The sequence below is a fragment of the Synechococcus sp. MU1651 genome, assembly GCF_023630635.1.
Classification (GTDB): Bacteria; Cyanobacteriota; Cyanobacteriia; order PCC-6307; family Cyanobiaceae; genus Parasynechococcus.
In genome coordinates this window covers 12052-26029 of record NZ_JAKUHJ010000009.1, presented here as the reverse complement: position 1 = coordinate 26029, position 13978 = coordinate 12052, and the positions used below count along the sequence as shown (strand labels likewise).

Genomic DNA, 13978 nt, shown 5'->3' with positions numbered 1-13978 from the left:
GGCTTTGTCTTTGGTGTCGAGGAAGTTGCTCAAGACATGCCAGGGGCTTTATTCGCCAGTTGTGCCATCTGGCAGCAGGTAAGGAAAGGTGCGATGAATCGGGCGGTGCAGCGACCGCAGCGTTTTGTTGTAGTGCACGCCGGGCACAACGCCGTAGCGGCGCCCCAGCACCAGTGCATGGTCCAGATCGGCCTCACAGCTGCGGATGTCGGTTTGCACAGGCCGCGCCTGCGTTGACACCGGTGCAGCGGCGGGAATCAGGGCCGAAAACTGTCCTTCCCTGTGCCGCCAGCTCTGACAGGCGTTGAGGGCTTCTGCCGCGGAATCGAACACCTGCTTGGTGGTTTCCCGTCGCGTGCTCATGGCCTCCATGCCGAGCAGGGGCAGCGCAGTGATCAACAGGACAAATCCGAAGCGGAGCATGCGGCAGGCGCGAAGGTCCTGCTTCAGCCGTAGCGAGATGGGCGGAGCGTGGAGACCTCCTTCCCAATTGTTTCGCGTCTATGTCTCAGCGCACTTCGTCTTAGTAGCGCACTTCGAACCAGTCGTCGCCAGTGACCGGGAGCTGGCTGGGGGTCACCCGAACCACCCGGGCGCCAGGCGGCCCGACCTCACACCAGGCCCGCAGTTCAGACAAGGCCAGCGGTGGCCCCTCGGCCTGCACTTCCACACGGCCATCACTCAGGTTGCGCACCCAGCCGCTGATGCCGAGATCCAGGGCGCGCCGATTGCAGCTGGCGCGGAACCCCACCCGCTGAACGCGACCTTCGATCACCCAGCGCCAGCGTTCGGAGAAGGGTTGGACCCGCGGGGGCTGCTGGCGGCTGACGAAGCGTTTGGCGATCTTCTCTCCCCGGATTCGAGCGCGGCGCGCCATCGGGAGCAGATCGTCGTAGAGCTTGCCCAGTGCAGGTGAACCCAGCTCGCGTGAACCGTCTGATCGACCCATCCTTCCGAATGTCGATGGACTTTCCATCCCTCAATGTCCCACAGCACTGACTTGTCGGAGGACGGCCGGTTGGTGTGCAGTTCCCAGCGGTGAAATTCATGGCCCACCAGCTGCTGACCGCTCTCCACCGCAGGGCTGTCCCGCCGCGCCTGCAGGCGGCGATAGCCCACCTGCAGCGGGCCGCGCTGGGCCGTGAAGGGAAGCAGTCCCGCCATGGGGTGGCTGGTGCCATCGAGATCGGTCAGCTGCTCTCCGAGCACAAGCATCCCGCCGCATTCGGCGTAGAGCGGTCGCTGTTGCACGAACGCCCGCAGCGAGCTCAGGCTTTGCGTGCAGCCGCTGAGCTGGGCAGCGTGCTGTTCGGGGAAACCGCCCGGCAGGATCAGGCCCTTGGCGTCTGTCGGGATGGCCTCATCGGCCAGGGGGCTCCAGCGGAGCACGGGCATGCCCATGTGCTCCAGCAGTTCACTGGTTTCCTGGTAGCGGAAGTGAAAGGCGGCATCACTGGCCAAAGCCACCGGCAGGGGCTGGCCCTGCTCCACGGGGATGCTGGCCAGGGGATGCGGCCCAGGGCGGGGCGCCTGCAGCAGGGGGACCAGGCGTTCCAGGTTCAGGTGCTGGCTGGCCAGAGCGGCCCAGGCCTGGCGTCGCTGCTCGGGGGCCTCCAATTCATGGGCCGGGGCCAAGCCGAGATGCCGGCCCGGCAGGGCCAGGGCTTCGCTGCGCGGCAGGCAGCCCAGCAATGGCACCTCCATGCGCTCCAGCACGTCGGCCAGCAGCTCCCGGTGCCTGGGGCTGCTGACCTTGTTGAGCACCACGCCGGCGATGCGCAGCTGGGGATCGTGATCGCGGAATCCGCGCACGATGGCGCCGAGGGAGGCGGCCTGACCACCGGCATCCAGCACCAGCACCACCGGCAGGTCCAGCAGGCGGGCCACGTCGGCCGTGCTTCCGGTCGTACCGCTGCCGATGCCATCGAAGAGCCCCATCACCCCTTCCACGAGGGTCAGCTCAGAGGCACCGCCGTAACCGTGAAAGGCCTGGCGAACCCAGGTTTCACCGCAGAGATTGAGATCGAGGTTGCGACAGGGCTGACCCGAGGCTTGGCTGAGCAGCTGGGCATCGAGATAGTCCGGGCCCACCTTGAAGGCCTGGATCCGGCGTCCGTTCTGCTGGGCCCAGCTCAGCAGCGCCAGGCTCAACAGGGTTTTGCCGCTGCCACTGGCTGGTGCAGCGATGACAGCGGCCATGGCTCAGATGAGGATCAGCCCAGCAGCCTGGCAGCCAGCGGAGCAGCTGCGGCCAGCAGGGGATTGGTGCTGTCGTGACCGCCGCCCAGGAGGCGGGCCACATCCATTTCAGGGGTGTCGTGCTGCACGGGAACTACTTCCTCATGCAGCTCGAGGTTGGCCATGCCTCCCCCCTCCAAACGCATGCAGCCCCCGGATTCAGCGCAGAGGATCACGCACACCCCCTGGCCGTTCTCCGGTTCAGCGATCAGCCGCAGCCCCACCATCTGGCCGGCGTGCACGTTGGGCTGAGCGACTGGCACGGCCATCAGTTGGAAGCGCACCTCGGTGCCATCGGAGCGCTTGAACTGGGCGGTAGTGCCGTTTTCGACCGCAGCGGTCGAGAGCAGCGTCCAGCCCAGTCGATCGGCGATCCAGGCGGCCAGCAGCAGCCCCTGGGCAGGGTGATGGCCCTCAACATCGATGTCGAGACGGGTGATGTGGCTGAGGGCATCACGCCGTTGCGGCGGGTCGAACACCATGGCCAGGGTCTCGCGCCAACTGCGTAGGCGCAGCCAGTTGAGATCGTTCACCGCCTGGCCGCTCTCCACGCGGTGACGCAGAAGCTCAAGGCACTGATGTGGATCCCCCAACGCGGTGTCGATGATCAGGCGCCGTGGTGCGCTGGTGAGCCGTTGCATCAGCTCCGGTGCTTCGTCGATGCAGCCGTTCCACCAGACCCAGGCCGGCATCGATTCAGGCAGCAGGGGGTCGAGAATCGAAAAGCCCTCATGCAGGGCGCCATGGCCGCCCCGCAGCACCACCACATCGCCGCAGGCGGCGGTACCACCGCCTTCTTCAGGCAGCGGGCAGTAGGCGGCCACGAGTGTTTCAAGGGGCTGGGCCGCATCGATGGTGGGTGCCAGGGTGATCAGGCGCCGGGGCATCAGTGCACTCAGGGCTGGGTCGATGTACTGCCCACGCAGGTCTTCGGCGTTGGCTTGCCCTTCTAAATCAGCCACCGCCTTCACCACAGCCCCATCCAGGGGCGGCGTGCTCAGGGGAAGGTCGGCATCCAGCACCGCCTGGCGTCCCGCAGCAACCAAGGGGGCGGACTGCTGTCCCGTGATGGGGCCTGATAAACGACCACTGCGGATCAATTGCTGCTCGGCCCAGGCGGGTTGCCAGATCAGCAGGCAGAAGGTGTTGGCCCCGGTGCCCGTGCTGCCCTGCTGCTCGGGGGACCAGAGCTGTTCGAGGTAGTGGGGCACTTCCGCCGGTGCCAGTTCGAGCGGGGTTTGCAGGGTGAGCTGAGGGGACATGGTGACGGATGAACGAGACGTGGAGAGCTGAACAACAGGGCTGTGAACGTGCGCGGTCAGGGGCGTCGCCAGAGCAGTCCGTCCTTCGCCAGCAGGGCATCCGCGGCGGCCGGTCCCCAGGTGCGGGATTCGTAGGGATGAACCGGCAGCTGCCAGGGGCTGTCTTCAATCAGTTCCAGCAGCGGGGTGTAGAGCCGCCATGCCGCTTCAACCTCATCGCTGCGGGTGAACAGGGTGGGGTCGCTGAGCATGGCGTCAGCCAGGAGCCGCACATAGCCCTCATCGGAGGGTTCCCCGAAGGATTCGTCGTAGGAGAACTCCATGTCGATGGGGCGGCTGCGCATGCCAGATCCGGGTGACTTCACCTCGAAGCGGAATTCGGCCCCCTCATCCGGTTGGATGCGCAGGATCAGCTGATTGGCCGTGGGGCCTCCGGTGGCTGCATCAAACAGATGCACCGGTGCTTCACGGAAGGTGAGCACCACCTCACTGGTGCGCTTGGCCAGCCGTTTGCCGGTGCGCACATAGAACGGAACCCCCTGCCAGCGCCAGTTGTCGATGAACAGCTTCATCGCCACGTAGGTCTCGGTGGTGCTGTTGGGATCCACGCCGGGTTCATGGCGGTATCCGGCCAGGGGCGATTCCGCGGAACCACCGGGTCCGTACTGGCCACGGATGCAGCAGTTCCAGGGTTCGAGCTCATCGGCCAGGCGGGCAGCCTGAAGAACCTTGGCTTTTTCGTTGCGGATGGCCTCCGGGTCAAAGCGCCCGGGAGGTTCCATGGCGGTGATCGCCAGCATCTGGGTCAGGTGGTTCTGCACCATGTCCCGCAGGGCACCGGCCGATTCGTAGTACCCGGCCCTTTCCTCCACGCCAACCGTTTCAGCGGCGGTGATTTGAACACTGGAGATGTAATTGCGGTTCCAGATCGGCTCGAAGATCGTGTTGGCAAAGCGCAGAACCATGATGTTCTGGACGGTTTCCTTGCCCAGGTAATGGTCGATGCGAAAGATCTGGTTCTCCTGACCGCAGGCCTGCACCACGCGATTGAGGGCCTGGGCACTGCCGTAGTCGCGTCCGAAGGGCTTTTCGATCACCACCCGGCTGCGTTTGGGGTCCTTCAACAGGCCAGCGTCGGCCAGTGAACGGCAGCCACTGCCATAGAACTTGGGGGAGACGGAAAGATAAAAGGTGCGGTTGCCGCGGGTGGCGCACTGTTGATCGATCTGCTCGAGCCTGGTGTGCAGGCTCAGCATGTGATCGGTGTTCTGTAGGTCGACCGGCTCGTAGAACAACTTGCCCACGAACTGCTCCCAGGCCTGGGGATCGTCCTCGATCGTGCTGGCCAGTGCCTCCGCCATCTTTCCGCGGAACTCCTCATCACTCCACGGCCGTCGCGCACAGCCCAGCAGGGCGAACTCACTGGGCAGACGCCGTTGCTTGAAAAGTTCAAACAGGGCTGGCACCAGCTTGCGGTGGGTCAGATCACCACTGGCGCCGAAGATCACCAGACACTGCGGCGCGATCACGCGCTCCTGACGCAGTCCAACCCTGAGGGGGTTCGTCATCGTGGCAACCATGGAGTGTCCAGGCTTCTGACGATGGTTTAGGCACGGAACTGGCAACAGACATGGACTCGCCGCTTTGTTTCCGTGTTGGTGTCAGCCTTTGTTGCCAACCCAAAAAAAAGTCCACCCCGAGGGGTGGACTGAAAACGGGTTGGCTGATGGATCAGCGTTTGATCGATCAATAGGTTTCCACGTGCCAGCGGTCAGCCTTTTTGAGCTGGGGGCGCAGTTCGGCCCAGTCGAGCCCCTTGGCGGCCGCGGCGGCGGTCATGGCTTCGTCGATGCCCGGCTCCATGCCGCGCAGACCGCACATGTACACGTGGGTCTTGGGGTCTTCGATCATCGCGAAGATCTCTTCGGCATGCTCCAGAACGCGGTCTTGGATGTACATCCGGCCGCCCTTGGCGTTCTGCTGTTCCCGGCTGATCGCCTTGGTGTAGCGGAAGTTGTCGGGGTACTCCTTCTCGTAGTGGAGGAAGTCCTCGTCGTAGAGCAGGTTGGCGGTTTTGGGTGCGCCCATGAACAGCCAGGCTTTGCCGCGGAATTTCCAGCCGTTGGCCTCCTGCTCGCGGGGCTCGAACATGCGGCGCAGGTAGGTGCGCATCGGAGCGATGCCCGTGCCCGTCGCCAGCATGATGATGTTGGCGTCCTCATCGTCAGGCAGGAGCATCTCCTTACCGACCGGACCGGTGATCTTCACCTTGGTGCCGGGTTCGATGTCGCAGAGGTAGGTGGAGCACACGCCGTAGATCTGCTCACCGGCGTCGTTCTTGTACTCGAGCTGGCGAACGCAGAGGGAGACGGTGTTGCCCTCCAGGTTGTCGCCGTGTCGGGTGCTGGCGATGGAGTAGAGGCGCAGCTTGTGGGGCTTGCCGTTGGCGTCTTCCCCTTCGGGAATGATGCCGATGCTCTGACCTTCGATGTACTTCAGTTGCGGGTCGCCGCCGGCAAGATCAAAGGTGATGTGCTGGACACGGCCGATCGCACCGTCCTTCAGCAGGGAGTAGTTCTCCGTGACCGTGCCCATGAACGGTGTTTTGGGCTTGTAGGTGTTGACCGGAACGTCGGCGTGGGGCTTCTTCTTCGGGGCGCTTGACGTCACGGCTTTCTTGGCGGTTTTTTTGGCGGTTTTTTTGGCAGGTGCCGGGGTGGTGGCGACAGGAGAGGCATGTCGCTCTACTTCCTGACCGTTCACAGACAAGATTTTGGCGCCAGAGGCACCCAATCGTTTGAAAAGTGCGGAAAACTGGTTCATCCCAACGGTGTAGGTCTGAACCACAGACGGTTGTGAGCCGACATGGGGACCACTTGCCACGACAGTGAACAGAACCTCATTGCAGTGCTCTGTCGCTGCATTGGACACCCGCATTGAAATCACCTGCCATTGGTGGCGCGACTATAGGCGTGGCCTTTGATTTCACACAAAAAGGTTGCTGTTCGGAACAGAATCTGATCTGATCTAGGCGACCTCCTTAAGATCCTCAGGTTCGGCCCCTCATCTCGGCGTCTCTTTTGGTTTTCCCCCAGACAATGTTTGGACGAGGGCTTCAAACCTCCGCAGATTCAGGGACTGCGATTGAGCAGACCATGGAGCGTCTGCCCCAGGGGACGCGGCGTCTGGCCGCTGAACTCAAATCCTCACTGCCCGTTCAGCTGCTCTGGGATGTGCTGACGGATTACGAGAATCTCTCCCGATTCATTCCCAACCTCAGCACCAGTGAGCTGATTCAGCGCCAGGGTCAGACGGTGCGTCTTCAACAGGTGGGCAGTCAGCAGCTGCTGGGACTTCGCTTCTCAGCCCAGGTTCAGTTGGAGCTCACGGAATACCGACAGGACGGATTGCTGAAGTTCCGCATGGTGAAAGGGGATTTTCGACGTTTTGAAGGGTCTTGGCAGATTCGTCAGCGTCCCGATGGCAGTTCGCTGCTTTATGAGCTGACGGTTCAAGGCTGCCTTGGCATGCCGATCGGTCTGATCGAGGAGCGGCTGCGGGACGACCTCTCCAGCAACCTCAACGCCGTTGTGCAGGAAGCACACCGCAGAAACAGCTGAACAAGCGGCGAGGGCGTAGCAGATTCAATGCAAACAACATAATTAGTGTTTTAGGGCTTAAAAAGCGCCAAAACACTTGAATTTGTACTCAATTCATCACCAAAACGAGTCTGGTGATGACTTCATACCCCCAAGGGGATTCGAACCCCTGTCGCCTCCGTGAAAGGGAGGTGTCCTAGGCCTCTAGACGATGGGGGCGAGGCCGTAATCAGCGAGCGGTCTGTGCTCCTGATCACTTGTGAACACTAGGGCTTGGTCGGACCCTCCGTCAAGACAGCTTGACCCCATTCGACACCTTGTCCTTGCCAGATCGGCACCGTGAAGGTGAAGCAGGCACCTTCGCCAGGGTCCGACACCACCCAGATCTTGCCGCCGTGCACTTCAACGATGCGGCGGCAGACCGATAGCCCCACGCCGTAGCCTGTGGTTTGGTCGGAGGTTTGCGGCAGCCGCACCCGATCCAGAAAAATTCGCTGCTGTTCCGTTTCCGGAATGCCCGGACCGCTGTCACAAACGCTCACCTCCACCCGCTGGCTGGTGCGGTGCAGCATCGTGAGCGAGATGTGCCCGCCGTCGTTGGTGTATTTCAGGGCGTTTTCGAGCAGATTCAGCAGCACCTGGCGCATGCGGCGCTGATCAGCGAAAACCTTGGGCAGGTCAGCCGGAATATCGGTTTTGATTTCAACGTTGCGCCCCAACCACAATTTTTCGAGCTCGAGGATCACTTCTGCTGAAACGCTGGCCAGATCAAGCCGTTGAGGGTTGAACAGGGTTTCCCATCGGGTGGTGCCCACCTCCAGCAAATCCTTCGACAGCGACTCCATCTCCTGCAGGCGGCGGGTGATCACATCCTGAAAGCGATCCATGTCGATCTGGCCCAGCTTCTGGCTTTGCAGGGCCAAGGCCGCTGCCGTGAGTGGGGTGCGCAGTTCGTGGGCCACCATGCGCAACAGGCGTTCCTGGGCGCTGACGCGATCGATCAGCGTCTCGTTCTCCTGGCGTAGCACCAGCAGCTGATCCTCCAGCTGGAGTTCCTTCTGGGTGCGACTGCCATCAAGTTCGGTGGGCCTGAGGCTGAGACCAAGGCCGCTCACCACCCCATCCTGTTTCCAGCGGGGCACCCATCCTTTGAGTTGCTGAAGGATGTTGCTTCCCGCGAATACCTGCTTGGGGTTTGGCGCCAATTTGATCAGCGCTGGCGTCACCACGAGGCGATGCAGCTCAAGCAGTTCGGGTTGCTGGGCGGGATCGGCAACCTGCAGGGTGACTTCGAAGCCCAGGTCTTCCCGTTCCAGGAATTGCACCAGCGATCGGAGGTCCTGACCCGACAGGTGATGGCGAGCTGCCACCAGCAACAGCTTCAGGGTTTGTCGTGTCTTGGGAGCGTCCTTGACCACGCGGACTGCAAGACAGCAAAAACCAACGCTCACCTTATGGGTTTTTGACTGCGCCGCCAGCAGCGCTAAGACGAACAGGAACACTCCGTTGCGTCATTGACGCGGTCCATGTCGCTTTTTTCTGCGCAAAACCGTGTTCCTCTGACCGTTCCCGGCGGAGTGGCTGCCCAGCCTTCGATTCAGGTGGATAGCAACCTGCGCCGCTGGTTCAGCCGCAATCTGGGCTTGTGGCGTTCCCGGCGGCAATACACCTTCAGTGACGACCAGGTTCTCCACTTGGACATGAACCTGAAAATGGAGGCGTTCGCACACCCCGAGGTGGGTGAGAGCCGCTACCGCTTCAGCTGGTGGTCTGATCAAGACGACCAGCATTCCGACGAATTCTTTGCCCGCAAGCCCTGGTTTGAACGCAGTGGCGTGATGGAAGCCACGTTGTGGGGCCATCAACTCCAGAGAAGTCGCGGTTATTTGACGGGAGATCCGGTGCGCACCAGGCTGCGTCAGGTGGATGAGCACGAAACCATCCTCGAATCCCACTACCAGCAGTGGGACATCCTTGAGCACATTCGCCTTGTCGATCAGGACCGCTACCGCTACCGCGCCATCTACAGCTGGGAGAACGGTGATCTCTCGATCGTTGAGCACCACCATGAGATTCGAATGTCCGATCCCCTGCCACTGATCGAGGACGACTGATCGAAAACGATTGATCCAGGACGACTCAACGGCGCCGTTGTGCTGATGGCCCAGTTCAACAACCGCGCCTGAGCTTCGGCCAGCTTTGGCATGGGCGGTAGGTTGCGAAAAATTAGACGCTGCCGGGACCCAAGGTGATTCGTCGTTCATTCGCTGCCGCAGCTTTCGTGCTGGCTGCCCCCTTGCTGTCACCGGCAACGGCTCTGGCTCAGGCCTCCAAGGACAAGCCCACTCCTGCCACGGCCATGGAGGTCAACACCTACGGCGTGATGTCGATTGCCACCTTCTGTGAGGCGAGGGCGCAGAAGATCGATTTCAACAAGTCTCTGGCCGTGGCCCTCGCTGGTCAGTTGCATGTCATTTATGGCAAGCACGGTGGTTTGCTTCCCGGCACCAAAGATCCCTTGCCTGAGAAGCAATTTCTCAACAATGCAGGATTCATGATCGTTGGTGGTGCGCTGAAGTTCTGCCCTAAATCAGTTCCCGCTGCAGAAAAAGCACGCTTTGAAAAAGCTGCTGCTTCGTTGAAGCGTTCGAAAAAATAAGATCTTCCCAGGCTCTAACGATTGAAAACGTCTGGCCTGCTGAGGTCAGGCGTTTTTTTGTGTCTGTTCCTCTGCTCTGATGCCGTTGCTTGCTTGATGGTCGGCAGCTTGGCTGAAACGTCCCGGTTTTGAGCGTCGTCCGTCAGGATCGTTCGGTCCTCGCGTGGTTCGGCCATGACTGCAGCTGCTTCGATTCGTCTGGCGGACTACACGCCGTGGGCCTTTGAACTCCCTTCCATCGCCCTGGACGTGAACATCCAGGACGACCATGTCGTCGTTGCCTCCAGGCTCAGCCTTGAACCGCGTCGGCCTGGAGAGCCCTTGGTGCTGCGCGGCGTTGATCTGGCGATCGAATCCCTGGTGATCGACCAGGCGCCGTTGTCGCCAGAGGAATACAGCTTTGCCGAAGGACGTCTCACCATCCCCAACGTGCCGGACCAGCCGTTTGTGCTGGAAACTCGTTGCCGTCTGGATCCCTACTCCAACAGTTCGCTCGAAGGCCTGTACGCCAGTGGTGGTCTGCTGAGCACCCAGTGCGAGGCCGAGGGATTCCGGCGCATCAGCCTGCACCCTGATCGTCCGGATGTGCTGAGCCGCTGGCAGGTGCGGATCGAGGCCAGCCGCAGCAGCTGCCCTGTGCTGTTGAGCAATGGCAATGCGGTTCAGGAGGAATCCGTCGGCGCTGATCGTCATGCGGTCACGTGGGATGACCCCTTCCCCAAGCCCTCCTATCTGTTCGCCCTGGTGGCCGGAGACCTCAGGGAGATTCGTGATCACTACACAACGGCGTCGGGCCGGCAGGTCACCCTGCGCTTGCATGTGGAGGAGGGGGATGAACCCTTCACGGCCCATGCCATGGCTTCGTTGAAACGATCCATGCAATGGGATGAATCGGTTTACAACCTTGAATACGACCTGGATGAATACAACATCGTTGCCGTCCGACACTTCAACATGGGCGCGATGGAAAACAAGAGTCTGAATATTTTCAACTCAAAGCTTGTTCTGGCGGATGCGGAAACGGCCACCGATGCAGAACTTGAACGCATCGAAAGTGTGATTGCCCATGAATACTTCCACAACTGGAGCGGAAATCGCATCACCTGCCGGGATTGGTTCCAGCTGTCGCTCAAAGAAGGCCTGACGGTGTTCCGTGATCAGTGCTTTACCGCGGATCTGCATTCGGAGGCGGTGAAGCGCATTGAGGATGTGGCGATGTTGCGCAACACCCAATTCCGTGAGGATGCTGGCCCGACGGCCCACCCAGTGAAGCCAGCGGAATACCAAGCGATCGATAACTTCTACACAACAACCATCTACGAAAAAGGTGCGGAATTGATCCGCATGCTGCGCACCCTGCTGGGACCCGAGCGGTTCATGAAGGGTATGGAGGTGTACGTGCAACGCTTCGACGGCACAGCCGCCACGACGGAAGACTTCGTTCAGGCGATCGCCGATGGCGCCACCAGCCAGGGCGAGCCGCTGGGCTTTGATCTGGACCGCTTCAAGCGCTGGTACCACCAGGCAGGAACTCCGGAACTCAGCATTGATCGGCAGTGGAACCCCGAATCGGGTCAGCTGACGGTGGACTTGCACCAGACGACGCCTCCGACGCCGGGGCAGGCGGACAAACAGCCCCTGGTGCTGCCGGTTGCCATGGCCTTGGTGGGGGAGCAAGGCCGTGTTGGTGAGGAGCAGCTCCTGGTGATGGAGGCTGAGCGCGCCAGCATCACCCTGCAGGGCCAGCCCGGCGACACCCCCCCTGCCCTTTCGGTGCTGCGCCGCTTCTCGGCCCCGGTGCACGTGCGTTTGGAGCAGCCGCTGGAGGAGTGCCTGCAGCTGTTGGCGTCTGATGATGACCCGTTCTGCCGCTGGGATGCGGCCCAGCGCCTGGCACGCCAGGTGCTGTTGGCGCGGGCTGAAAACCAGCCGAAGCCTGCCGTGGAAGCGGCGCTGATTCAGGCCCTCGATCAGCGGATCTGTGCCTACGACGGTGGTGATGGCATAGATCTGGCGGCGCTGCTGGCGCTGCCGGGCATGGCGGAACTGGAGGCGTTGCAATCCCCGGTGGATCCGCTGGCGCTGGATCAAGCCTTCCGGGCGTGGACCCATGAGATGGGCGTTCAATTGCAGTCGTCCCTGCGTCGCCTTCTGGAGCTGGCCCGGGCTGACTGGACCCTGGCTTGGCCGGCGGGTCAGGGCGGCCGGGCCCTGACCGCCTTGGCCTGGCGCTGGCTTGCCGCGGCTGGTGATGCCACGGTTCAAGCGGAGGCATTGGCTGCTGTTTCCGGCCCCTCGATGACCCTGGCACGGGGAGCCCTGCGGGCCTTGCTGCCGCAGGAAAGCGCCGAGCGTGAGCAGGCGATGGCGCTGTTCTACGAGCGTTGGCAAGACAAGCCCGTGATCCTGGATGCCTGGTTCGCGATGGAGGCATCGGCCCCCAGGTCCAACGCGTTGGAGCGGGTTCAACAGCTGCTGGAGCACCCGCGCTTCGATCCCCTGGCGCCCAATTCCCTTCGCGCTGTTCTCGGTGGATTCACCGCCAATGTTCAGGCATTTCACGCCATCGATGGCAGTGGCTACCGGTTCATGGCGGAGCAGATCGCAGCGGTCGACTCCCGCAATCCGATCACCGCATCACGGATGGCCAAGGTGTTCAGTCGCTGCGGCAGTTACGGCACCGAGCGTCAAATGGTCATGCGTCAGGCCATCGACCAGCTGGCCGCCAAGCCTTTGTCGGCGAACACCGCTGAGGTGGTGCAGTTGCTTACGACGTGACCACCACCAGCACGATCACCGCGATCAGCAGGATCACCAGCCAGCGTTTTGCGTTGCTGCGCCGCCTGCTGTGCGTTGTGGACCGTGCAGCTCGGCTACCGGCCGCAAGGCCGCAGTTCTGACAGACCAGCCGCCCGGCCATAGATCGGTCGGCACGAAACCGGCGGCTTCCGCAGTTCTGGCAGACGGTGACGGCCAAGGTCTCTCGATCAGCGCTTCACCAGCTTGCCTGGCCTGAGCCAGTGAGTCATACAGCCAGCCAGTCCCGTTCAACAGCCACCCCGGCACCAGCGTTGGCGTTGCGGCCTTGGTTCAGCGTTGGCTTCGCTGGCTGGACTCGGTGGAGGGATTGGAGGTGGAGGCAACAACCCTGCGGGCTGAACGGGAAGACGTCGCGACCCCCATGCGGCATCGAAGGGAACCACCACGAGGGGGATCGGTTCCGCACTCTTTGCCGGCCAGGCCAAAGCACTGGACGCGATCAGGACTGTGATCAGAAGTCTCATCGCGCCATTGTGCCGATCCTGCAGCGTTATGCCGTCACGTCGGCTGCGTTCTCAGTGCCCTACCCCAAGGCCTCTTCAGACTTTGGAGTATGAGACGCCGCGGTAGGTGAGAGCAACGCTATTGCGAACGGATTTGATCTGCTCAGCCCGATAGCTTTTGCCCATGTATTTCAGTTGGATTGTTGGCCGCGTCGATACTGCTTCTGTTTTTGCATATTTGTTGCCCAAGAAAGTGAGTTCCATGGCGTGAATAGGGATGAGTAAAAACTTTTTGAGTTCTACGTTCTCGCCCGAATGCAGCAAGGTTCCGCTTGATACCTTGCTCTTTAGTCATTGTTAAGGCTGCGTCAGCTTGATACAAGTTCTGCTCTTAACCCCTGTCCTGGCAGGAGAAAGGGGTTGATTCGACTTGTGGGATTTTGTGTTTGTTGATGTGAATCCGTTGAAATATTTGTTGGTTTTGTGTGCACTGTTGAACTTGTCTTGATTGATTCTCTCAGGCTTCAGGCTTGGAGCGCTCCTCTGTTTGCGCTTTGCTGCAGCGTTGGCATGCAGCAATCCTGTCTTTGTGGTGTTCCGGCAGCGTTAGCCGGAATGGGTCCACGTCAAATTCGTAGCCACAGGAGCAGCGGGCATGGAACTTCAGTTTTTTCGCTTTTTTGAGTCGCTTCAAAAGGGTGATGTTTCCAAAAACTTGATCGGGCTTGAATCGCTCCAGCTTGGTGCGTTCCTCCGGCGCATGCTTCACCCGGGCCTTGTGCAGGGCGTTGCGCACGGAGTTTTCACTGCCTTTGCCCAGGATTTTGGGGATCTGCAGGATCGATCGCCCTTCCCGCAGATACAGACGCTTGATCTCCTCGATCTCAGCACTTGTGAAGCCAGATTTCTTGCCCACCTGCTTCCTGCCTTTGATTTGAGTCTCTCAGGCGGTGCGCA

At 61.3% G+C, this 13978-nt stretch carries 15 protein-coding genes and 1 tRNA gene; 5 read left to right on the top strand and 11 right to left on the bottom strand.

Annotated elements, in window-relative coordinates; genetic code table 11:
• Positions 1-48 precede the first annotated feature (48 nt).
• The 6 genes from NCN05_RS08285 to NCN05_RS08260 form a co-directional block, all read right to left on the bottom strand.
• Entirely contained in the window at positions 49-423 is a 375-nt protein-coding gene (locus NCN05_RS08285) for a hypothetical protein (RefSeq protein ID WP_250397719.1), read from the bottom strand.
• A 100-nt stretch (positions 424-523) separates the two neighbouring features.
• Positions 524-844 carry an acylphosphatase gene (locus NCN05_RS08280; protein ID WP_244273035.1) on the bottom strand — a complete coding sequence of 107 codons (321 nt, stop codon included), beginning with the start codon at positions 842-844 and terminating at the stop codon, positions 524-526.
• Positions 772-2199, bottom strand: a complete 1428-nt coding sequence (locus tag NCN05_RS08275; RefSeq protein WP_250397718.1) for a cobyrinic acid a,c-diamide synthase CobB — start codon at positions 2197-2199, stop codon at positions 772-774. Before NCN05_RS08275 ends, NCN05_RS08280 begins: the two co-directional genes overlap by 73 nt.
• 14 nt (positions 2200-2213) lie before the next feature.
• Positions 2214-3500: a glucose-6-phosphate dehydrogenase assembly protein OpcA gene (locus NCN05_RS08270; RefSeq protein ID WP_250397717.1), complete on the bottom strand. Its 1287-nt coding sequence runs from the start codon at positions 3498-3500 to the stop codon at positions 2214-2216.
• Between the two features lie 56 nt (positions 3501-3556).
• A complete protein-coding gene (gene zwf / locus NCN05_RS08265) occupies positions 3557-5080 on the bottom strand; it encodes a glucose-6-phosphate dehydrogenase (protein ID WP_115161344.1) in 1524 nt (507 codons plus the stop codon).
• Positions 5081-5246: 166 nt separating this feature from the next.
• Entirely contained in the window at positions 5247-6437 is a 1191-nt protein-coding gene (locus NCN05_RS08260) for an FAD-binding oxidoreductase (RefSeq protein WP_250397716.1), read from the bottom strand.
• Positions 6438-6598: 161 nt separating this feature from the next.
• Here NCN05_RS08260 and NCN05_RS08255 point away from each other — a divergent pair, with 161 nt between their 5' ends.
• Positions 6599-7120 carry an SRPBCC family protein gene (locus tag NCN05_RS08255; RefSeq protein WP_115081852.1) on the top strand — a complete coding sequence of 174 codons (522 nt, stop codon included), beginning with the start codon at positions 6599-6601 and terminating at the stop codon, positions 7118-7120.
• Between the two features lie 125 nt (positions 7121-7245).
• On the opposite strand, the gene NCN05_RS08250 is transcribed toward NCN05_RS08255, so the two are convergent.
• Together NCN05_RS08250 and NCN05_RS08245 are read right to left on the bottom strand one after the other, a co-directional pair.
• A tRNA-Glu gene (locus NCN05_RS08250) sits at positions 7246-7318 on the bottom strand.
• A gap of 47 nt (positions 7319-7365) precedes the next feature.
• Complete coding sequence (locus NCN05_RS08245) at positions 7366-8517, bottom strand: histidine kinase (protein WP_250397715.1); 1152 nt, start codon at positions 8515-8517, stop codon at positions 7366-7368.
• 108 nt (positions 8518-8625) lie between these two features.
• Between NCN05_RS08245 and NCN05_RS08240 the strand changes: the two genes are divergently transcribed.
• From NCN05_RS08240 to NCN05_RS12530, 4 genes are all read left to right on the top strand, one after another.
• Positions 8626-9213, top strand: coding sequence for a hypothetical protein (locus tag NCN05_RS08240; RefSeq protein WP_250397714.1), 588 nt, complete (start codon positions 8626-8628; stop codon positions 9211-9213).
• A 134-nt stretch (positions 9214-9347) separates the two neighbouring features.
• Positions 9348-9758: a DUF8650 domain-containing protein gene (locus tag NCN05_RS08235; protein WP_250397713.1), complete on the top strand. Its 411-nt coding sequence runs from the start codon at positions 9348-9350 to the stop codon at positions 9756-9758.
• Positions 9759-9932: 174 nt separating this feature from the next.
• On the top strand, positions 9933-12536 hold the full coding sequence (pepN, locus tag NCN05_RS08230) for an aminopeptidase N (protein WP_250397712.1): 2604 nt from the start codon (positions 9933-9935) through the stop codon (positions 12534-12536).
• On the top strand, positions 12533-12658 hold the full coding sequence (locus NCN05_RS12530) for a hypothetical protein (protein WP_284500490.1): 126 nt from the start codon (positions 12533-12535) through the stop codon (positions 12656-12658). Before pepN ends, NCN05_RS12530 begins: the two co-directional genes overlap by 4 nt.
• Before the next feature lie 147 nt (positions 12659-12805).
• Here NCN05_RS12530 and NCN05_RS08225 read toward each other — a convergent pair whose 3' ends face one another.
• From NCN05_RS08225 to NCN05_RS08215, 3 genes are all read right to left on the bottom strand, one after another.
• A complete protein-coding gene (locus tag NCN05_RS08225; RefSeq protein ID WP_250397711.1) occupies positions 12806-13042 on the bottom strand; it encodes a hypothetical protein in 237 nt (78 codons plus the stop codon).
• Between the two features lie 75 nt (positions 13043-13117).
• Positions 13118-13285: a DUF4278 domain-containing protein gene (locus NCN05_RS08220; RefSeq protein WP_136987602.1), complete on the bottom strand. Its 168-nt coding sequence runs from the start codon at positions 13283-13285 to the stop codon at positions 13118-13120.
• A 253-nt stretch (positions 13286-13538) separates the two neighbouring features.
• Positions 13539-13937 (bottom strand): hypothetical protein, encoded by a 399-nt coding sequence (locus NCN05_RS08215; protein ID WP_250397710.1) that lies wholly within the window; start codon positions 13935-13937, stop codon positions 13539-13541.
• Between the last annotated feature and the right edge of the window lie 41 nt (positions 13938-13978).